The following is a 21,933-nucleotide window of genomic DNA, read 5'->3' on the forward strand; positions in this document are numbered from 1 at the left end:
AGTGGAAGTGGGCCCGCGAACGATGGCCCGGCGCAGGCGATCCGGATACGGGTTGCTGACCCGCATCGGGTTGACCGTGGTCGCGCTCGGTATTTCCGCCGGTGCGGTGGCCTGTGGCGGTGGTGCCGACACCGGCAAAGCCGACGGCGCCGCAGCGGTGACCATCAAGCACTCCTTCGGTGAGACCAAGATCGATGGCAGCCCGAAACGGGTTGTCGCGCTTGGAAACCAGTGGCTCGACGCGGTCCAGTCACTCGGCGTGCAACCGGTCGGCTACCTCGACAACACCATGGGCGTCACCGGTGGCACCGCGCCGTGGGAGCCGGAGGCGCTGAAGCGGTCCACCGCGCTGAACCTCAACGGCGACATCGTCGAACAGATCGCCGCGCTCGAACCCGATCTGATCCTGGTGCCCGGGTACCAGGTGGACAAGACCATGTACGAGAAACTGTCCAGGCTCGCCCCGACAATCGGCCCGGTGACGTCAGGCGCCCAGATCGACAACTGGAGCGACGAGGTGACCGCGCTCGGCACGGTATTCGGTAAGCGCGCCGACGCGGACAAGGTCATCGCGGGCGTGCGGGACCGTATTTCCGCCGCGGCGCAACGTCATCCGGGACTGTCCGGTAAGACCTTCCTCACCTGCATGCTCACCGCGCCGACGCAGCTCATGGTGCTCGCCGATCCCAAGGACGGCTCCGCCGAACTCTTCAACCGGCTCGGGCTGCGCATTCCGGAGCACATCGCCAAGGAGGCGCCGCTCGGCGGCAGGTTGGCGCTCTCGCCGGAGCGGCTGGCCGATCTGGACGCGAACCTGCTGATCTGCGGCGCGATGCCGGGCCTCGCGGAGAAACTCACCCAGTTGCCCGGCTATGCCGAACTGCCGTCGGTGCGTGCGGGCAGCTTCGCCGCCGTCGACGTGATGACCATCAGCGCCATCAATTCGCCGACCGCGCTGTCGGTGCCGTACCTGCTCGACAAGCTCGAGCCCGCGCTGGCCGCCGCCGGGTAGCGCTCGCCCGATCCAGCTCGAAAGGACCGCAATGTCAGACACATTCGCACCGGCCGCGGCCGAGCGCGGCACCCCGCTCTCGCCCGCGCAGCAGGCGGCGCTGCTGCCGGAACGGTTGCACGGCACGCCGACCGTCAATCTCTTTGTCGCGCTGGAGATCTCCGGTCCGGTCCAGGTGACCGAACTGGCAAGGGCATTCGCCGAGGTGCTCGCGCGGTACGAGATCCTGCGCACAGTCTACCCGGCGGACCGCCGAATTCCGTATCAGCAGGTATTGCCGGAGGCCGATCGGGTGCTGGAGCTCGCGGGTCGGATCGATCCGGCGGAACTGGATGCGCGGTTGCTCGACGACGCGGCATATCGATTCGAACCGGCGCGCGAGACTCCGGTGCGGGCACGGTATTACGAACTACCCGAGCATGGCGTGCTGTCCATCGCGGTGCATCCGGTCGCCGCAGACGATCAGGGACTGGAACTGCTTGTGCGTGCCCTGCTCGCGGCGTATTTCGGTGCCGCGCAGGGCAATTCGGCGCAGTATCGGGAATTCGTCCCGGCCCAGCTGCGGGATATGGCGGCCAACGATCCGGATCTGGCCTACTGGCGCGATCGGCTCGCCGAGCTGCCCACCGCACCGGTATCGGTGCGGTCCACCGGTGACGTCCAACGGGTGCTGCGGGTCGATCCGGATACCCTCGCCGCGTTGGTCGCCGCCGATCCGGGCGCGGACAGCGCCGCGGTATTCGCCGCGCTGGTGACGACGACACTGGCGGAAGCCGGTCTGGGGCGGGATATCCCGGTCGGGCTGGTCGACCCGTTCCGCTCGGCGCCCGGCGCGGACGCGGTACTCGGCAACTTCGCCAACCATCTGGTGCTGCGCATGGACGCGCAGGGCGAACGGACACCGCGGGCGATCATCGCCGCGGCGGCCGAGCGCACCGCCGAGGCGCGGGCGCATGCGCGCACCCGCATCGAACGGCTCACCCATCTGATCGGCGGCGGGGCGCGGCGCTCGCTGTTCGCCGTCTCGCTGCGGGTACATCAGGACTCGGCGGTCGATGCGCCGCACGGGTGGACCGTGCGGGAACTGTTGCGCCGCAACGCCCGTCCGGTCGGCGCCGACCTCGTCTTCGATGTCGCCGTCGACGCCGAGGGCGCTCGGGTGCGCATTGATTTCCCCGCGGCGCTGGCAGGTTCGCCCGCGGTCGACGAGTTCGTCCGGCAGTTCGTCGCCCGGTGCCGCACCTGGGCCGCGAATCTCGATGCGGTGCTTCCGGATTCGGCCGCCCAAGGGTTCACCCTCTTCCCAGCGCCCCAGACGGAATTTCCCGGGCTTCCCGGACAGGGCGGGCCGCCTGCCACCGAAACCGAGCGGGTGCTCGTCGAAACCATCAGGGAGATACTGGAATTCGACGAGGACGAGGAAATCGGGCGCGCCGACACCTTTTTCTCGCTCGGCGGCGACAGCATCGCGGCCCTGCGGTTGGTGACCCTGCTGGGTGAGCGCGGCTACGTCGTCGAGGTGCCGACGGTGTTCGGCTTCCCGGTGCTGCACGACCTCGCCGCCGAAATCGACCGTGCGGCAGCCGCACCAGCACCCGCGGCGGTGCGGGCCGGTAATGCGCCGATGAGCGCCTCCGGACTGGACGCGGCCGCACTGCGCGCGCTCGGCAACCGGCTCGCCGCCGAATGAGCGCCGAACTGCTCGACGTCATCGCGCTGTCGCCGCTGCAGCGCGGGCTGTATACGGTGAGCACGACGACGCGCGGCATCGATCCGTACCTGGTGACCTTCTCGGTGCGGGTGGAGAATCTGACCGATCCGGCGGGCCTGCGCCGTGCGTTCGACCAACTGCTGCAACGCTATCCGCAGCTCGGTGCCCGCGTGGTGAGCGACGGTCTGCCGCATCCGGTGCTGGTGATCACCTCGGCGGGCCGCATCGACTGGCGCGAAACCGATCTGCGGCAGACCGACGACCCGGTCGCCGCGGCCCGGAATGCCTACGCCAGGGAGGGCCGCAGGCGGCTCGATCTGGACAAGGGGCCGCTGTTCCGGGTGACGCTCGCCCGGGTCGCCGAGCTCGACTACGAATTGATCTGCACCGCACACCATCTCGTGCTGGACGGCTGGTCCATTCCGATCATGTTCGCCGACCTGATCGCACTACACCAGGGCAAAACCCTGCCCGCACCGCCGCCGCTGCGCGACCATGCGGCTTGGCTGGCCACCAAGGACACCGACGAGTCGCGCCGGGTCTGGGGCGCCGCGCTGGCCGGACTGGAACCCATGCCGATGCTGGTGCCGCCCGCCGATCCGGACCTGCCGGTGGTGGGTGAGGCCAGATTCGGCGCGGCCGAGACCGCCGAGGTGACCGCATGGGCGCGGGCCCGCGGCCTCACCATGAACACCCTTCTGCAGCTGAGCTGGGCCCGCATCCTGTCCGGACTGGTCGGCCGCGACGAAGTGGTATTCGGTCAGACCACCTCGGGCCGCGACGCGACGCTGCCCGGCGCCGAACAGTTGGTCGGCGCGTTGGTCGCGACCATTCCGGTGCGGGTCGTGGTGGATGAGCGGGCACCGGCCGATGCGGCCGCGCAGCTGCAGCGCGAGGTGGCCCGGCTGCGCGCGCACGAGTACCTCGGCATGGCCGAGATCACCAGGCAGGCCGGGACCGGACAGCTCTTCGACACCCTGTTCGTCTTCGAGAACGTGCCGGTGGGCGGCATGAGCGGCGCGATGCCGATGGGCGGCGGCGCGCGGTTGATCGCCCGGCGCATCGACTCGCCGAGCCACTATCCGCTCACCATGGTGCCGATCGTAGAAGACGGCGAATTGGTCAGCCGGGTCGAGCTGCGCCGCGATCTGGTCGACCGGTTCGATCCCGATCGGCTGGCCCGCCGGATGCTCGCGGTGCTACGCGGACTGATCCGGGCGGACCGCCTGTGCGACGTCGACATTCTGCTCGATGACGAAGCCCCTGTGCTCGAGTCGGATGTTGCGGTGCAACGGGTTTCGGGGGCGGTACCAGGTGAGCTGGTGGCGGGGCAGCCTTCGGGCACCGTCCCGGACGTGCTGCTCGCCGCGGCCGAACGTACGCCCGGCGCGGTCGCGGTCGTTGACACCGCGGGGGAACAGAGCTTCGGCGAATTCGCCGCTGCGGTCAGGGCGTTGGCGCGGAACCTGCGTGCGCTCGGACTCGGCGCGGGGGCCGCGGTCGCCGTCGCCCTACCGCGCGATCGGCGAGTTCTGCACGCCCCCTTCGCGATCGGGCACGCCGGTGCGGTCTGCGTACACGTCGATCCGGCGACTCCGGTCGATCGGCTCGCCTATCTGTTGGAGACCTCCGGAGCGCGGGTGGTGCTCGCCGATCCGGAGCTGACCCCGGCGCTCGACGCGGTGCGGGCCGCGGGTGTCGAAGTGCGGCAGGCGATTCCGGATGCGTCGGGTGGTCTGCGTGTGGTAGGAGCAGCGCCGGCCGACACCGGTGGGCTGGTGGGTGCGGGACAAGCCGATGTCGCCGGGCGTGCGTCGGCGGCCGGCCCGTTCTATGTCGTATTCACCTCCGGCACCACCGGCCGTCCGAAAGGCGTTGTGGTGCCGCATGGTGCGGTGCTCAATCACTGGGCGAACCACCGGCGCAGGATATTCGAGCCGGTCGCGGCGCGGCTCGGCCGTCCGCTGCGGGTCGGGCACGGTTGGTCGACCGGGTTCGACGCCGCATGGCAGCCGACGGTCGCGCTGCTCAGCGGGCATACGGTGGTGCTGCTCGACGATGCGACGCGCACCGATGCCGAACGGATCGTCGCGGCGATCGACCGGGACCGGATCGATATGTTCGACACCTCACCGTCGATGTTGCAGCGATTGATCGCCGCCGGCCTACTCCGCGAGCGTGCGGGCGCGGCGGAAGACGGAGCCGACGGTGCGGGCGAATGCTGCGCGCTGGCGGTGCTCGCGCTCGGCGGTGAGGCGATCAGCCCGGATACCTGGAATCGGTTGCGCGGGCTGGCAAGTACCAGCGTGCTCAATTTCTACGGGCCGACCGAGACGACGGTCGAGGCGTTCATGGCCGAGGTCGACGCGCATCCGGCGCCGACCATCGGACGCCCGTTCGACGGGATGACCGCCGAGGTGCTCGACCACCGCCTGCGCCCGGTGCCGCCGGGTGGCCGTGGTGAGCTGTATCTCTCGGGCGCCCAACTCGCGCTCGGCTATCTCGGCCGGGCCGCGGCCACCGCCGCGTCCTTCGTCGCGGGTCCGAGCGGAAGGCGTTACCGCACCGGCGATCTGGTGCGTCGCACGCCCGCATCGACCGTGGTGTACGAGGGCCGGATCGACAACCAGGTGAAGATCAACGGCTACCGCGTCGAGCCCGACGAGACCGCGGCGGTGCTGCGCGAACTGGCGGGTGTGCGTCAGGCAGCGGCGCTGGCCTTCGTCGAGAACGGCCGGACCCGGCTCGGTGCGCTGGTGGTCGGCGCGGTGTCGATCGGGGATATCCGGACCGAGTTGGCGCATCGCCTGCCGCAGTTCCTGATTCCGGCGCGAATCGTGCTGGTCGACGAAATACCGTTGAACCGCAACGACAAACTCGATGCCCACCGAGCGACCGAATTGCTGGCAAGGCCGGTCGGCGAGATCGTCGCACCGGCCTCGGATACCGAGCGGATGCTGCTCGAACTCGTTGCCGCCATGGGCGATTCGCATCGACAGCAGCGGATCGGCATGTCGGACAGCCTGGTCGAGATCGGCCTGGACAGTATCGGCGTCATCGATCTGGTGTCGCGGCTGCGCGGCGCGGGTCACCGGATCGCCGCGCGGGATGTGCTGGCTGCCGCGGATCTGCGCGAACTCGCCGTGCGGCTCGATCAACTCGGGCCGCACCGGGACGAGACCGATGCGGTGCCCGCGGGTGCGGTCATTCCGCTGACCGCGTTGGCGCAGGAGATCATCGCGCACGGCGACTTCCGCTATCTGGCGCAGAGTCAGGTGATCACGCTGCCGCCCGACGCGACGCCCGAACTGGTCGCGGATCGGCTTGCCGCGCTGGCGAAAGCGCACCCGGCATTGCGTTCCCGGCTCGGCGCGGTGGACGGCACGCCGGTCTTGATCGTCGGTGAATCGTCGCCGCCCGCGGTGACGGTGGTTACCGGGGCGAATCCGGCGCGCAGGCGCGAACTGCTCGCCGAAACGGTGCTGCGGCTCGCACCCGAGGAAGGGCGCATGGTCGCGGCGACGCTGCTCGACGGCACCGCGGTGGACGGAACGCCGGAACGGTTGCTGCTGCTGTCCATTCACCATCTGGCGGTGGACGTGGTGTCGTGGCTGATCCTCGCCGACGATCTGCGGCTGATGGCCGACGGGCTGCCTCCGATCAACGAAACCCGTTCCGAGACAGCGCCGCAGGCGTGCACAACCGCACCACCGGTGCTCGGCGTCCCGCTGCGCGGGCGGCTCACCGAGCCGGCGAGGGATCGTATGGCCGCGGTGCTGACCCGAGTTGTCGAACTCGGTGCCGAAAGCACCGGACGACTGCTGCGGCTGTGCACCGAAACCGGTGTGCCGCTGGAGGATTTGCTCCTGGTGGCCAGCGCGGCCCTGATCGCCGAGACGGCAGATCAGGACGGGCGGGTCTCGGTGACCAGGGAATCGCACGGGCGCGCCGACGACGACAGCAGGCAGGTCGGCTGGTTCACCGTGGAGGAGACGGTGACCGTCGCGCTCGCGGAGCTGACGGGGTGGACGCCCGCCGCGGGCAGGCCACCGCTGGCGGACCGGACTACCGCCGCGCGCGGCCAACTGCGGCTGAATCATCTCGGACGCTTCGATGTGCTCGAATTCGGTTCCGGCCCTTGGGCTCCGGTGCCGATGGCCGATTTCGCCGAGGAATTCGGCGCTGCCGCGCATCCGGAGCTGCCACTGCGGTTCACCATCGATATTTCCACGGCGGTGGTGGTACGTGCGGATGGACCATCGCTGGTGGCGCGGCTCGATATCAATTCGGCGGTGCTCGATGCGGCGGGGGCCGACGCATGCGCCGAGGGCTGGTCGGCGCGGATCGCGGACTTCCTCGATCCAGTGGCGGCCGTCGCGCAATAACCAGGAGGCGCGGTACCAGGGCGGTGCATGCGCTACGATCTCGAATGTTAGATAAGGCTTACCTTAGTGTTTTGGTGGGTCGGATACGGTTACGAGGAGTCTGATGCTCGGCAAGGCGGAAATTCGCGCGATCGTCGCGGAGAATCTCGGCATCGCTCAGGAGACGATCGGTGACGACGACGACCTGGTGAGCCTGGGTATGCACTCGATGATGCTCATGCGCCTCGCGTCGAAGTGGCGCAAGCAGGGCTACGACGTGCGCAGTTCGAGCCTCGCCCTGGAACCGACCATCGGCGCATGGGCCGGGCTGCTCGGCGTACCCGAATCGGCCGCACCGGACCAGCCCGGCACCGAGGAAAGTCGTTCCGGCACAGATGAATTCGCGCTGGCCACCATGCAGCACGCCTACTGGGTCGGCCGCAGGCAGGATCAGCGCCTCGGCGGCGTCGCCGCCCACCTCTACGTCGAATTCGACGGCGCCGGAATGGATGCCGAGCGGCTGCGGCGGGCGGCCGAGCGGCTGCTGCGGCGGCACGACATGCTGCGCGCGCAGTTCCTGGACAGCGGCACCCAGCGGATCATGCCGGAGCCGCCGCTGCCGGTGTGCACGATCACCGATCTCGCCGGAGCCGACCCGGAAGTCGCCGCAACCGAATTGGCGCGGATTCGGCAGGACAAGAGCCACCAGCGGATGGATATCGCGGCGGGCCGGGTTGTCGATATCGCGGTCACGCTGCTGCCGGATGGCGGCCATCGCCTGCACCTCGACGTCGATATGGTCGCCGCCGACGCCCAGAGCTACCGCAGGATCCTGGACGACCTCGCCGCGCTGTACGAATCCGACACCGCCGACCCGAATCCGGTCGGTTACACCTTCCGCGACTATCTGTCTGCCAAAGAGCGCACCACACAAGATAATTCGGCCGACCGGCAGTGGTGGGAGCGCAAACTGCCCGAACTGCCCGACATCCCGTCGCTGCCGGTGCTGCCGGAGAGCGAGCGGCGCGACCCGTCCCGCAGCATCCGGCTGCACCACTGGTTCGATGCCGCGGCCAAGGCCCGGCTGCATGCGAAGGCACACGGTCACGGCGTCACGCCCGCGGTCGCACTGGCCACCGTCTTCGGTGAGGTGATCGCCCGCTGGTCGGCCCGCCAGCGCTTCCTGCTGAATGTGCCGCTGTTCAACCGCGAGCCGCTGCACGACGAGATCGACCGGGTCGTCGGCGATTTCACCAATTCGGTGCTGGTCGATGTCGACGCGAGTGTCGGCGAGTCGATGGTGGCGCGGGCCAAGCGGCTGCAGCGCGAATTGCACACCTGCGCGGCGCATTCCGGTTACGAAGGGCTGGACGTGCTGCGCGATCTCGGGCGGCTGCGCGGCGCGCCGGTGACGCCGTCGGTGGTGTTCACCTCCGGCCTCGATCTCGGAGAACTGTTCTCCGAGCGGGTGATTCGGACGCTGGGCACACCCGTGTGGATCCTCTCGCAGGGTCCGCAGGTCGATCTGGACGCGCAGGTGGTCGAGTTGCACGGCGGCCTGCTGGTGAACTGGGATATCCGCCGCGACGCGCTGCCCGCCGGTGTGGCCGACGCGATGTTCGAGCAGTTCCGCCGCACGCTGGACGCGCTGGTCGAACCGGATGCCGACTGGACCGCGGACCTGCGGGTCGAACTGCCCGCCGACCAGCGCGCGGTGCGGGCGGCGGCCAACGACAGCGCATTCGAGCTCGGCACGCGCACCCTGCACGGCGCGTTTTTCGAACTGGCCCGGCGACAGCCGGAGCGGACCGCGCTGCGCTGGCGCGACGGCGGCACGCTCGACTATGGCGAACTGGCCGATCAGGCGCTCGCGGTGGCACACGCGCTGACCGAGGCGGGCGTGCGTCCCGGCGACACCGTCGCGGTCATCCTGCCCAAGGGCCACCGGCAGATCCCAGCGGTGCTCGGCGTGCTCGCCGCGGGCGCTGCCTACCTGCCGATCGGTACCGATCAGCCGAATCTGCGCCGCGACCGAATCCTGTTGCGCGGCAACGTGTCCGTGGCGCTGGTCGAGGACGTAACGGGTGTGCCGGACGGGGTGACCGCCCTGCCGCTCGCCGATGCGCTGACCGATTCGCGGCTGCCGCGCCCGCACGACACCGATCCGGACGCGGTGGCATACGTGCTGTTCACCTCGGGCTCCACCGGCGAGCCCAAGGGCGTCGAGGTGAGTCACCGCGCGGCGGCGAACACCATCGACGCCATCGACACCCGCTTCGGCATCGGCGCGGACGATCGCACGATCGGGCTGTCCGCGCTCGGCTTCGACCTGTCGGTGTACGACATCTTCGGCCCGCTGTCCCGCGGCGGCGCGCTGGTTTGTGTCGATACCGCGAGCGAGCGTGACGCGGCGGCCTGGGCCGAGCTCATCGCCGAAGCCGGTGTCACCGTGCTGAATTGCGCGCCGGGGCTGGTCACCATGCTCGCCGATACCGCGACGCCGGACCAGCTGACCACCCTGCGCCTCGTGCTAACCGGCGGCGATCGGGTGAAAACGCAACTGGCGCAGCGACTTCGGTCAACCGTGCCGGGGCTGCGCTTCGTCGGGCTCGGCGGCACCACCGAAACCGCGATCCATTCGACCGTATGCGAGGTCACCGACGACTTCCCGGCCGAATGGGCCAATGTGCCATACGGTAAGCCGCTGGCCAATGTGCGGCTGCGGGTGGTCAACGAGCGCGGCGAGGACTGCCCGGATTGGGTGCCCGGCGAGCTGTGGATCGGCGGCGCGAGCGTCGCCGACGGTTACCGCGGCGATCCAGAGCGCACCGCCGACCGATTCGTCGAATCGGCGGGCGTGCGCTGGTATCGCACCGGCGATCTGGCGCGCTACCTGCCCGACGGTACCGTCGACTTCCTCGGCCGCGCGGATCATCAGGTGAAGATCCGCGGCTACCGGGTGGAACTCGGCGAGGTGGAATCCGCGCTCGCCGCGCTGCCCGGGGTGGACGAGGCCGTGGCACTGCGCACCGAGGCGGGCCGGTTGGCGGCCGCGGTGCGCGCGACGGCCCTCGCCGACGAGATCACCGCGGCACTGCGAAAGATGTTGCCCAGCTATATGATTCCGGACCGGCTAGAGGTGCGCGCGGATCTCCCGCTGACCGCGAACGGCAAATTGGACCGGGCCGCCATCCGCCGCGCGCTCGGCGCGGACGACCCCGCCGCCCGCGCGGCATACGTGGCGCCCGCCGATGCGGTGGAGGCGGCGGTGGAATTCATTGCCGCCCAGGTGCTCGGCGCCGAGCGGATCGGAGTCGAGACCGACTTCTTCGACGCCGGTGGCGATTCCATCCTGGCGACGCGGTTCACCGGACAGATTCGCGGCCTGCTCGCGGTATCCGATTTCGGGGTCACCGGCGTCTTCGACGGCCGCACCGTGCGCGGTATCGCCGCCGGGTTGCGCGCTACGGAGGCGAATCCGCAACGGCTGGAACAGGTTTGCCGAATTCTGCTGGAGTTGGCCGAGGTGCGGGTGCCCGAGCCCGCCCCGGTATAGCCGCACTGGTTGTCGACGAAGGATTGGTTTGACGTAGATGCGATCGCTGGAAGACCTACAGGAGGCGATGCGGGTCCGGCTCGCCCAGGAGGGGCTGGACACCGCGCCCGGAGTGCCGGTGCGGCGCGACCCCACCCGCGCTGCCCTCTCGTTCGGGCAGCGCTACGTGTGGGCGCACCAGCAGATCGCGCCGGAAAGCACCGCCTACAATCTCTGCCTCGCACTGACTTTCACCGGTGAGGTGTCCGGCATCGCGCTGCGCCGCGCCTTCGACGCACTCGCCGAGCGGCACGAGGTACTGCGCACCACCTACCACAACGACGAGCAGGGCGAGCCCTACCAGCTGATACACGCCGAACTGCCGCCGCGGGTGCGCGATGTCGACCTCGCCGGGCTTGCCGAGGCGGACGCGGCACGTGAGCTCGACGAACTGGTCGCGGCGGCCGCGACGGAAACCTTCGATCTGTCACGGGAATCCTCGATGCGGCTGACCTTCGTGCGCCGCGATCCGCACACCGTGGTCGTGGTGCTGGTGATTCAGCACATCGCATGGGACGGTATGACGCTGCCCGCTCTTTCGCGGGATATCGAGCGGTTCTACCGTGCGGCGCTGACGGATTCGCTGCGGGTGGAACCGCTGCGCAGACAGGTCGCCGATTTCGCGGAATGGGAGCAGGATCGCTTCGCCGAGACGGACCACCATGCGGCGGAGGCATTCTGGGCCGGACAGTTCGACGGTGAGGTGCCCGAACTGCAACTGCCCTACAACCGGCGGCCCGCCACCGTCACCGAGCGCGGCACCCGGCTGGACCGGCTGCTCAGCGCCGCCGCCGACGCGAATCTGCGCGCGCTGAGCGCGAATTCGGGCGCGACGCCGTTCACCGTCTTCCTCGCCGCGTACTACGTCGCGCTGCGCCGGATGACCGGACAGTCCGAGATCGTCGTCGGCACCACGGTGGCCAATCGCGAAGAGTCCGGTATGGACCAGCTGATCGGCAACCTCAGCAATATGCTGCCGCTGCGGTTCACCGCGGGCGCGCCGACCTTCGGCGCGCTGATCGAGCAGGTGCGCTCGGTGACCGCTGCGGCCTTCCGGCACAAGCATTTTCCGCAGGAGATGCTGGTTCGTGCGGTGAACCGGGCGACGGGCAATGTCGGCTCACGCCTGTTCGACACCATGGTGCTGTTCCTGCACCAGCAGATCGACGGACCGCGGCTGCCCGGTGCGACCACCAGCTGGCAGCTGGCCGACCACGGGGCCGCGCTGTTGCCAATCGCGGTCGAGGCGTTCATGCACGCCGACCGGGTCGACGTCCAGATCACTTACCGCACGGACCTTTTCGATGCGTCGACAATCGAGCGACTGCACGACTACATCGATCGCACGCTGGCCGACGCCACCGCGGACACGCCGCTGGACCGGCTGCTCGTGCTCTCGCCCGCCGACCGAGCCGCGGTGGAAACCTGGTCGCGGGGCGGCGTCGTGCCGATCGAACGTCCGACGGTCGACGCGATGATCCGGCATTCGGCCATCACCTACCCGGACCGGATTGCCGTGGTATTCGGTGACATCGAGCTCACCTATGCCGAATTCGATTCGCGGGTCAATGGACTCGCGCGATTGCTGATCGAACGCGGTGTGCGGGTCGGCGATCGGGTCGGCGTATACGCCGAGCGCAGCGAACGGCTGCCGGTGGTATTCGCCGCGGTACTGCGGGCGGGCGCGGTTTATGTGCCCATCGATCCGAGCTACCCGGCCGATCGCATCGAATATCTGCTCGGCGATGCCGAATCCACCGTTGTGGTCGTATCCACCTCCGGCGGGTATCCGCATGCTACGCCGGTGCTCGACCTCGACGATCCGGCCGTGACGGAACAGCTTGCCCGACACGATGATTCGTCGCTGCGACCGGACGAGCTCACCCGCCCGATCCACCCACTCGACGCTGCCTACCTGCTGTACACCTCGGGCACGACGGGCAGGCCCAAGGGCGTGGTGATCAACCACCGGGCGGTGGCCAACCACGTCCAGTGGATGCGCGACTACCTCGGGTTCGGCGTCGAGCGCATTCTGCAGAAGGCGCCGATCGGCTTCGACGTCTCGGTATTCGAACTGGTGAACGCGCTGTGCACCGGTTCGGCGACGGTGCTGCCGCCGCCGGACTGGTGGCAGGCCGACGTGGAGGCGCTGGCCGGAATCATCCACCGCCACCGCATCACCCAGATCTCGCTGGTGCCGAGCGTGGTCCGCGCCTTCCTCGACGCCAACCCGGATCCGGATCGGCTGCGCTCCATGCGATTCGTCTATCTCGGCGGCGAGGCGGTACCGCCGCCGCTGGTCGAGGAGGCGAGCCGGGTCTTCGGTGGAACGGTGCTCGGACTGTATGGCCCGACCGAGGCGGCCATGGACCTCACCCACGAGGATTTCGCGGGCGCACTGGCCCGGCCGGCGGAGTTCCGGTCGGCATTGATCGGTCTGCCCGAATGGAATTCGTCGGTCTACGTGCTGGACGAGCGGCTGCGTCAGGTGCCGCCCGGCGTCACCGGCGAGTTGTATCTCGGCGGCGTGCAGTTGGCCCAGGGCTACCACCGCAGGCGGGGCCTGAGCGCGGCCGCCTTCGTCGCGTGCCCGTTCGCCGACGAGCCGGGCGCGCGGATGTACCGCACCGGCGATATCGTGCGCTGGCATCCCAGCGGCAGCCTGGAATACCTGGGCCGGGCCGACGATCAGGTCAAGATCCGCGGCCACCGCATCGAACTCGGTGAGGTCGGCTCGGTGCTGCGCCAGGTGGACGGCATCGCGGCGGCCGCTGCCGTCGCCGTCCGGCGCGCCGGGGGCGCGGCATTGGTCGCCTACTATGTGCCCGAACCGGATTCGCCGCTGGTCACCGGCGCCGAGGACGCGAACGCCGAGACGATCCGGCGGCAGTTGGCCGATCGGCTGCCCGACTACATGATCCCGGCCGCGCTGGTGCGGCTGGCCGAGTTGCCGTTGACCGCCAACGGCAAACTCGACCGCAAAGCGCTGCCGGTGCCGGATCTGAACGACACCGGCCGCGGTCGCGCGCTCCGCGCCTCGGCGGAACACGCTGTGGCCGAGGTGATCCGGCAGGTGCTCGGCTTGCCCGCGACCACCGAATTGGCTGCCGACGACGACTTCCTGGCGCTCGGCGGCGATTCCATCAGCGCCATCCGTATGGCGTCCGGGCTGAAGAAGCGCGGGCTGCTCATCACCACCAGCGCGCTATTCGAGGCGCGCACCATCTCGGCCATCGCCGCGGCCACCGCACCGGCCGATACCGAGGCGGCCGTGATCGCGGAGGTGGGTGACGGCACCGGCTGGATTCCGCTGAACCCGATTGCGGCGCAGCTGGTCACGGGGAATGCGGACTACTCCGCGTACAGCCAGGCCACCGCGGTGGTGACGCCGGCCGAGAGCTCGTTCGACCGGCTGGAGACGATGGTCGAAGAGATCGTCGACCGGCATCCGCTGCTGCGCGCCCGGATCGCCCGTGACCCGGATGGCGCGCTCGCGTACTACGTGCCGACCGCGGACGAGCCGTTCGACTATCCGGCGCTGGTCGAGATCGAAATCGACCGTGCCGCATGGGATAAAACCGCGGCCGCGACATTGAGCGCACAGGTGTGTGAACTCAGCGCGGCGCTGGATCCGGCGGCCGGACGCATGGTGGGCGCGGCGTGGGTGCGCACCGACGATCACGCATTCGGTCGGCTGCTGCTGGTGCTGCATCACCTGGTGGTGGACGGGGTCTCGTGGCGGATCATCAACGATGACCTGCGCCAGCTGTGGGCGAACGAGACGTATTCGACCGCGGGACAGGGCACTTCGGTGCAGGCCTGGAATACGGAGCTGCTGCGCCACGCCGGGTCCGAGGTCATGGCGGCCGAACTCCCGTTCTGGATTCGCGCCGCCGAATGCCCGGACCCGCCGCTCGGCGCCCGCGCCTTCGATCCGGCCGTCGACACCGTCGCGACCGTCGCCGAGATCACCGCAGAGCTCGGCGCCGTCGAGACCGGGTACCTGATGACCACCGCGGCCCAGCTGTTCGGCTGCGACTTCCTCGACATCCAGGTGGCCGCGCTGGCCGTTGCCGTTCGTCGGTATCGCGCGGCGCACGGCACCGACACCGAGGCCGTCGCGCTCACCATGGAACGGCACGGCCGTGTCGAAAACCTCTTCGCCGGTGTGGATCTCGCCAACACGGTCGGCTGGTTCACCACCGCGTACCCGGTAGCGCTCACGGTCGGGGCCGAGCCGGATATGGTCGGCGCGGTCAAGGCGGTGAAGGAGCAGTTGCTCGCCGTGCCGGACTCCGGCATCGGCTGGGGTCTGCTGCGCAGGCTGCACCCGGAGGCCCGGAATACCTTGGCGCGGTACGGTGCACCGCAGCTGAGCTTCAATTACATGGGCCGGTTCGCCGCGCCCACCGCCGCCGGTCCGGTCGAGGATTGGTCCGCCGCACCGGAATTCGGGTACCTCGGCGGCAACGCGAACGACACCATGTCCGCGCCCGCGCTGTTGGATATCAACACCGTGACGCTCACCGACGGTGACGAGCCCGTGCTGCGCGCGTCGTTCCGCTACCCGTCCGGCGCGATCGGCGAAGGCGCGGTACGCGAACTCGCCGAGCTGTGGGTGTCCGGACTGCGCGAGCTGGCGGATGCGTTGCGGGCCGATCCGATTCGGCGGCTCACGCCGAGCGATGTGCTCGCCACCGGCGTCACCCAGTCCGATCTGGATCGGTGGCTGGCGAAATACGGTTCCTTCCAAGACGTGTACCCGCTCGCGCCGATGCAGGCCGGCCTGTACTACACCGCGCTGAGCACCGCGGGCCGCGACCTGTACACGGTGCAGACGATGATCACCGTCCGCGGCGAACTCGATATGCCGAGGCTGCGCCGTTCGCTGGACACCGTGCTGAACCGGTACCCGAATCTGCGTGTGGTGGTTTCGGTTTCGCATAGCGGGCAGCCGTACGGCATCGTCACCGACCACGTTCCGATCCCGGTCGCCGAGCTCGACTACACCGCGGCCGCGGATCCGAAAGCGAAGGTGCGAGCCTATTTCGACACCGATCTGGCCGAACCGTTCGACCTTTCCGTCGGCCCGCTGATCCGCGCCGTGGTGATCCACCTGCCCGGCGGTGAACACCTGCTGATGCTCACCCTGCACCACATCCTGACCGACGGCTGGTCGGGTCAGCTGTTGCCGCGGGAGATCTTTGCCGACTACTTCAGCGACGGCGCCGCCGAACCACTCGGCAAGCCGGACACTTTCGCCCGCTTCCTCACCCACCTCGAACGCGGGGCCGCGGCGACCGAGGCGGCGTGGCAGGGTTATCTGAGCCGAGCCGAGCCGTGCGTCGTCGCGCCGAATCGGGTGCCAGGCGCGGGCGGCGTACCAGCGGCACGGGACTTCACCGTCGACCCCGCGGTGGTCGAGCGGCTGACCGGGCTGGCCGCCGAACTCGGCACCACCTTCAGCATGATCTGCCAGCTGGCGTGGGCGAGCGTGCTGCGGTGCGTCACCGGGAACGATTCGGTGGTGTTCGGCGAGGTGGTTTCCGGCAGGCCCGCCGACCTGGACGATGTCGACACCGCCATCGGCTGCTTCGTGAACACCATCCCGGTGGTCGTCGAGCTGGATCCGGCCGCCAGCTGGCGGGCGAAACTGGCCGAGGCGCAACGCATCCGGTTGGATCTGCTGGAACACCACCAGTTCCGGCTCACCTCGGCGCTGCGGGCCGCGGGCGCGCGCAAGTTGTTCGACAGCATGTTCGTGCTTCAGTCGTACCCGCCGGGGCGCGACGAACTCGCGCGGCTGCTCACCGACGGCGGCCTGGACCTGGTCTCCTTCGAGGGCGGCGGTGCCACCGACAATGCCCTGCTGCTCATGGTTTTCCCGGCCAATTCGCTGCTGCCGGGCGCCGGGACGCGGGTGATGATCTTCTACGCCGAGGACGCGTTCGACGCGGGCGAGGCCGAGATCGTCGAAACCGCCTTCCGAAATGCACTGCACCGCATCGCCGCCGACCCCGATGCGGCGATCGGCGCGGCGCCGGTGCTGACCGACGACGACATGGCGGCGCTGCTGATGCGGCGAATGTGGCAGTGACGCAAGGCGATCTAGGAGAAATCGTGCAAACACCAGGTTGGCTCAGGAAGTTCCACCGTCCACGTGCCGAGGATCCGGCGCCGCTGCTCATCTTCCCGCACGCCGGCGGTGGCGCGTCGATCTACCGTCCGTTCTCCAAGGTGCTGAGCGAGCGGTTCGACGTCACCCTGTTCCAGTATCCGGGCCGTCAGGATCGGGCGCACGAACCCGCGCTGGGTACGCTGCCCGAGATCGCGGCGGGCGCCTTCGCCGAATTCCGCTCATCGTCCCTCGATAGTGGTGCGCCCCTTACGCTTTTCGGGCACAGCATGGGTGCGCTCGTCGCCTTCGAATTCGCCAGGCTGGCCGAGGCCGCCGGGCTCCCGATCCGGCTGCTCGCGGTATCCGGGGCGGTCGCGCCCTGGCTGGTGGCAGACCTGCCGCCGCATCCCACCGAGGACGAGCAGCTGCTCGATCACCTCGTCGGGCTCAACGGAACCGGTGCCGATGTGCTGACGAACCGGGAGCTGATGCGGATGACCCTGCCGGTGCTGAAGGCCGACTACCGCGCCTTCGATGCCTACGCCTGCGGGCAGGATGTGCTGCTGCGCACCGATATCCACGCCATGGGCGGTAGCGACGACGAGCACGTCACGATGGGCGACCTGTACGAGTGGCAGCGGCATACGGATCGTGAGTTGGCCGTGACGCTGTTCGACGGCGGCCACTTCTACCTGCACGACCATGTCGCGGACATCGCCGAACTGCTCTCGGCCGAACCGGTTTCGGTGCGCCGATGAGTGCGTACGACATTGCCGACCCGATAGTCATCGCGGGCATGGCGGTCGAGGCGCCCGGCGGTGTGCACACCCTGGCCGACTACTGGGCGGCGATCGCCGAATCCCGCGATCTGATCGGGCCGTTCCCGCGCGATCGCGGCTGGCCGATCGATGAGATCCTTTCGCTCGGTGCGCGGGAGGGCTGGCGGCATGTGTCGAACGCCGGTGGGTTCCTCACCGAGGCAACGGAATTCGATCCCGCCCTATTCGGTATCACGCCACGCGAGGCCGTCGCGATGGATCCGCAGCAGCGGGTGGCGCTGCGCGTGGCGTGGCGTGCGCTGGAGAACACGGGCATCAATCCCCGTGAGCTGGCCGGAGCGGAGGTCGGCTGCTACTTCGGCGCGTCGTATACCGAATACGGTCCGCACGCCGCCGCGGTGAACGAGTACACCGGCTACCGGGTGACCGGTACCGCGCTCGGCGCGGTGGCCGGGCGGATCTCGCACTGTTTCGGCCTGATCGGGCCGTCGATGACGGTGGATACCGCGTGCGCGTCATCGATCTCGGCGGTGCACCTGGCCGCCGCGGCGATCCGGGCGGGCGAGTGTGATTGGGCATTGGCCGGTGGCGTGTGCGTGATGGGTTCGCCCGCGGCGTTTTTCGAATTCTCGAAGAACAACGCGCTGTCCATCGACGGTCAGTGCAAGCCGTATTCGGCCGACGCGACCGGAACACTCTGGGGCGAGGGTGCCGGAGTCGTTGTGCTGGAACGGGAATCACGCGCCGAACGGCTCGGCCATCGGGTATACGGCCGGGTACTCGCGACGCGGGTGAATCACAACGGCAAGGGTGCGCCGATCGCGGTGCCGAGCAAAGCCGCACAGGTGCGCCTCATCCGGGCGACCGTCGCGGCGGCGGGTATCGAACCCGAGCTGGTCGGTCTGATCGAGGGGCACGGCACCGGCACCACGGTCGGCGATCCGCTGGAATTGGCTGCCCTGCAAGAGGTTTACTCCGCAGGGCGGCTCGGCTCGGTCAAATCGAATCTCGGGCACGCGCAGGCCGCATCAGGTCTGCTCGGCCTGATCAAGGTACTGCTGAGCGGTCTGCACGGCCGGATACCGCCGACCAGATTCGCCGACAACCCGACCAGCGCGGTCGACTGGGCGACCTCCGGCCTGCGCCTGGCCGCGAGGCCGGATGACTGGGCGCCGATCGACGGCGTCCGGTACGCGGCCGTGTCCTCCTTCGGCGTCTCGGGCACCAACGCACACGCGGTGCTCGCCATGCCGGTACTGGAAGAGGAACTCCATGTCTAGTTATCTGCTGCCCGATGGGCGCGTGCCGGTCCTGGTGTGCTCGGATACCGACGATGCGCTGCGCCGCGAGGCCGCCGCGCTGCTGGCCTATCTCGAATCCCGGCCCGGCCTCACACCGGATGCGGTGGCGGACATGATCTTCCGCACCCGCACGGCGTGCCGTCACCGCGCGCTGGTGCTGGCATCCGACCGGGCCGAGCTGTGCGCCGCGCTGGCCGCGGTGGTGTCGGGCGCGGCGCATCCCGCGGTGGTGCGCACCGCGAAATCCGCGACGGCCCGCAAGATCGGCTACGTATTCCCCGGCCAGGGCAGTCAGCGGCCCGGCATGGGACGGCCGTATTACGAGCATTCGCCGGTATTCCGGGCGGCGGTCGACGAATGCGAGGCGGAATTCCAACGGCTGTACCGGATTTCGCCGCTCGCCTACCTGCTCGACGACGGCGGTATGGCCGACGACGTCCGCATCGTGCAGCCCGCGCTTTTCATGCAGATGATCGGGCTCGCGGCGATGTGGCGCGCGGCGGGGGTCGCGCCCGCCGTCACGGTCGGCCACAGCCAGGGCGAGATCGCCGCCGCATGCGTCTCGGGGCTGATCTCGCTGGCCGACGGCATCCGAGTCGTCACGTTGCGCGCCAACCTGGTCGACGAGCTGGCCAACGAGCGCGGCTTCTCCGGTGTCTATTCGATGGCCGTCGTCGGCGTCGATCGCGAGGAGTGCGAGCGGCTGCTGGCCCGCAATTCGGGCTGGGCCGAACTTTCGGTGGTGAACTCCGCGCATATCCTCGCCATCTCCGGCGAGCGGGAAATGGTCGCCGACGTGGTCGCCACGTTGAACGCGGACGGCAAGTTCGCCAAGGAAATTCGCGTCTCCTACCCGGCGCACACCTCCTACGTCAGCAAATATCGCACCGAATTCTGCGAAAGCCTGACCGACAAGCTGGATAGCCCGGTCTTCGCCGCCACCGAAATCGACTGCCTCGGCGGCACCCTCGGCGATGCCATCACCCCGGATCTACCGGTGGGCGACTACTGGTACTGGAATCTCCGGAACAAGGTCCGCTTCGATCAGGCCATCGCAGCGGCCGCGGCGCGCGGCGTCGACACCTTCGTCGAAATCGCCGATCACCCAACACTTTTGCTGGCGGTGCAGGAGAACCTGGCCACGCTGGCCCCACCCCGCGACTACCACGCCATCGCGACCGCGCGCCGCACCGCGGAAACCCTCGGCGAATTCACCCGCAACCTGGCGACCGTCGCGGTCAACGACCTGAACTATCCGTGGCAGACGCTGCGGCACAAGACCGCCGACGACCGGCCCCGGTTGCCGCTGCTCGACTTCCCGAACACCCAGATGAATTCGAAGACGCTATGGGCGCCGTTCGAATATCGGCAGCAGCATGACGAGGTTGCCGCTGCCACAACGGAATTCGCGAAACCCGAGCGGTTGGTCGAACAGTGGATCCGGCTGGATCGGCGCAGCCTGGTCCGCCCACGGACCATCGCCATCGTCGATCCGAGCGGCGCGAATACCGAACTCGCCGAAGCGATTCGCGCCGTCGCCCCGCGTCACGGCGCGAAGCTCGACGGCACGCCGGATACGGCCGTGATACTGCTGCCCCGCCGCTGCGACGCTGATATCGAGGCCGCGGTGGCCGAGCTCGCCGAATTCCTCGGCGACCGTTCGTGGCTGCCGGAACTCGACGGAATCGGCGACGTGTGGCTGGTGACCGGCGGTAGCGAGCAGGTGGACCCCGACGATGTCGTCGATACGTGGCAGGCGGCGGCGCAAGCCGGATTCCGCGCGCTGGCCGTCGAGCGACCGGGCACGGCGTTCCGGCACCTGGATCTGCCCGCAGGCGGGCCGATCGTCGACTCGGCCAAGGCGCTCGTCGGCGCGATTCACATTGCCGCGGAACCGGAGATCGCCTGCCGCGCGGGCGGCGTATACGTCAAGCGCCTGATCGCCACCGACGAGGCCGCCGGGCGGCCGCTGCGCGCCGCCGACCTGGGCGAGGTGCTGGTGATCGGCGGCACCGGCAAGCTCGGCGTCGAGTTCTGTGAATACTTCGCCCGTCGCGGCGCCGGGCGGATCACGCTGGTGAGCCGGTCCGGGGGCGATGCGGACGCGGTCCGGCGGATCGAGCGGATTCGCGGCGCCGCGACCGAGATCGCGATTCGGACCTGCGATATCACCGATGAGGAGCAGGTACGCGCGCTCGGCGCGGAATTCCGGGCGCGTCCGGCCGATCTGATCGTGCACGCCGCGGTCGACTATGTCGCGGCGGCCGAGGACGGCGCCGCCGCGGTGCGGGCCGCCGCCGCGCCGAAGATCCTCGGCATCGACCGAGTGATCCGGCACGTGCCGCTGTCGAATGATGGACGTGTGGTGCTCTGCTCGTCGTTGACCGCGACGGTCGGCGGGCGCGGCAATCTGATCTACGGTGCGCTGAACCGGATGCTCGACGCGATGGCGAGCGGGTGGCGCGCGCGGGGGATCGCCTGTACCTCGGTGCAGTGGGGTCTGTGGCCCGCGGTCGGCCACGGACGCGAGGAGGCGCTCGCCCGCACCGACGGCACCGGGCTGTCGGCGATGGATCCCGCGGCCGCGATCGAACTCGGCCTGACCACGCACGCCGCGAATCGCCTTGTCGCGGCGGCCGATTGGCCGACTGTTCGCGCGGTGACCGAATTCATCGGACTGGCACCGCTTTTCGAACGTCTGGCGGATAAGGCGCCGCGCCCGGACCCGTCGCCGGTACCGGCTGCCGCCGCAGCGACGCCGACGCGAAATATCGCCGAAAACACGGCCGACCGAGTGCGTTTCGCGCTGTGTGAGGTGATGGGTATGGACGCCGATGCGACGATCGACGGGTCGACACCGCTGGTCGCGCTGGGGCTGGATTCCCTCCAGGCCCTGGATCTGCGCAAGCGAATCGAGGCCGACCTGCGGCGCGAACTGCCGGTGACCGCGATCCTCGGCGGCGCGTCGCTGGACGAGGTGGTCGGGCTGCTCGCCCATTGATACCCGGGAGCTCGGCCGCCATCATGCGTGCCGCAGGGCATCGGTCGGCCGA

Annotated in this window: 8 protein-coding genes; all 8 read left to right on the forward strand. The window is 69.2% G+C overall.

Annotated features, from left to right (window positions below):
• Position 1: 1 nt before the first annotated feature.
• Positions 2-1,012 carry an ABC transporter substrate-binding protein gene (locus tag F5544_RS05060; RefSeq protein WP_238847093.1) on the forward strand — a complete coding sequence of 337 codons (1,011 nt, stop codon included), beginning with the start codon at positions 2-4 and terminating at the stop codon, positions 1,010-1,012.
• A 31-nt stretch (positions 1,013-1,043) separates the two neighbouring features.
• Positions 1,044-2,702 carry a condensation domain-containing protein gene (locus F5544_RS05065; RefSeq protein ID WP_167472091.1) on the forward strand — a complete coding sequence of 553 codons (1,659 nt, stop codon included), beginning with the start codon at positions 1,044-1,046 and terminating at the stop codon, positions 2,700-2,702.
• Positions 2,699-7,108 (forward strand): non-ribosomal peptide synthetase, encoded by a 4,410-nt coding sequence (locus F5544_RS05070; protein ID WP_167472092.1) that lies wholly within the window; start codon positions 2,699-2,701, stop codon positions 7,106-7,108. The genes F5544_RS05065 and F5544_RS05070 overlap by 4 nt, the downstream gene beginning before the upstream one ends.
• 103 nt (positions 7,109-7,211) lie before the next feature.
• A complete protein-coding gene (locus tag F5544_RS05075) occupies positions 7,212-10,643 on the forward strand; it encodes a non-ribosomal peptide synthetase (RefSeq protein ID WP_167472093.1) in 3,432 nt (1,143 codons plus the stop codon).
• A gap of 37 nt (positions 10,644-10,680) precedes the next feature.
• Positions 10,681-16,779, forward strand: coding sequence for a non-ribosomal peptide synthetase (locus F5544_RS05080; RefSeq protein ID WP_167472094.1), 6,099 nt, complete (start codon positions 10,681-10,683; stop codon positions 16,777-16,779).
• A gap of 20 nt (positions 16,780-16,799) precedes the next feature.
• Entirely contained in the window at positions 16,800-17,558 is a 759-nt protein-coding gene (locus F5544_RS05085; protein WP_167478996.1) for a thioesterase II family protein, read from the forward strand.
• Positions 17,555-18,859 carry a polyketide synthase gene (locus tag F5544_RS05090; RefSeq protein WP_167472095.1) on the forward strand — a complete coding sequence of 435 codons (1,305 nt, stop codon included), beginning with the start codon at positions 17,555-17,557 and terminating at the stop codon, positions 18,857-18,859. The genes F5544_RS05085 and F5544_RS05090 overlap by 4 nt, the downstream gene beginning before the upstream one ends.
• Positions 18,852-21,881, forward strand: a complete 3,030-nt coding sequence (gene nbtC, locus F5544_RS05095; RefSeq protein ID WP_167472096.1) for a nocobactin polyketide synthase NbtC — start codon at positions 18,852-18,854, stop codon at positions 21,879-21,881. Before F5544_RS05090 ends, nbtC begins: the two co-directional genes overlap by 8 nt.
• Positions 21,882-21,933 lie beyond the last annotated feature (52 nt).

Origin of the sequence: Nocardia arthritidis (assembly GCF_011801145.1) — a bacterium.
Classification (GTDB): domain Bacteria; phylum Actinomycetota; class Actinomycetes; order Mycobacteriales; family Mycobacteriaceae; genus Nocardia; species Nocardia arthritidis_A.

What these genes read in the sequence shown, in the direction of transcription:
- F5544_RS05065 (WP_167472091.1), top strand. Translation starts at nt 1,044, where the DNA reads ATGTCAGACACATTCGCACCGGCCGCGGCCGAGCGCGGCACCCCGCTC.
- F5544_RS05070 (WP_167472092.1), top strand. Translation starts at nt 2,699, where the DNA reads ATGAGCGCCGAACTGCTCGACGTCATCGCGCTGTCGCCGCTGCAGCGC.
- F5544_RS05075 (WP_167472093.1), top strand. Translation starts at nt 7,212, where the DNA reads ATGCTCGGCAAGGCGGAAATTCGCGCGATCGTCGCGGAGAATCTCGGC.
- F5544_RS05080 (WP_167472094.1), top strand. Translation starts at nt 10,681, where the DNA reads ATGCGATCGCTGGAAGACCTACAGGAGGCGATGCGGGTCCGGCTCGCC.
- F5544_RS05090 (WP_167472095.1), top strand. Translation starts at nt 17,555, where the DNA reads ATGAGTGCGTACGACATTGCCGACCCGATAGTCATCGCGGGCATGGCG.
- nbtC (WP_167472096.1), top strand. Translation starts at nt 18,852, where the DNA reads ATGTCTAGTTATCTGCTGCCCGATGGGCGCGTGCCGGTCCTGGTGTGC.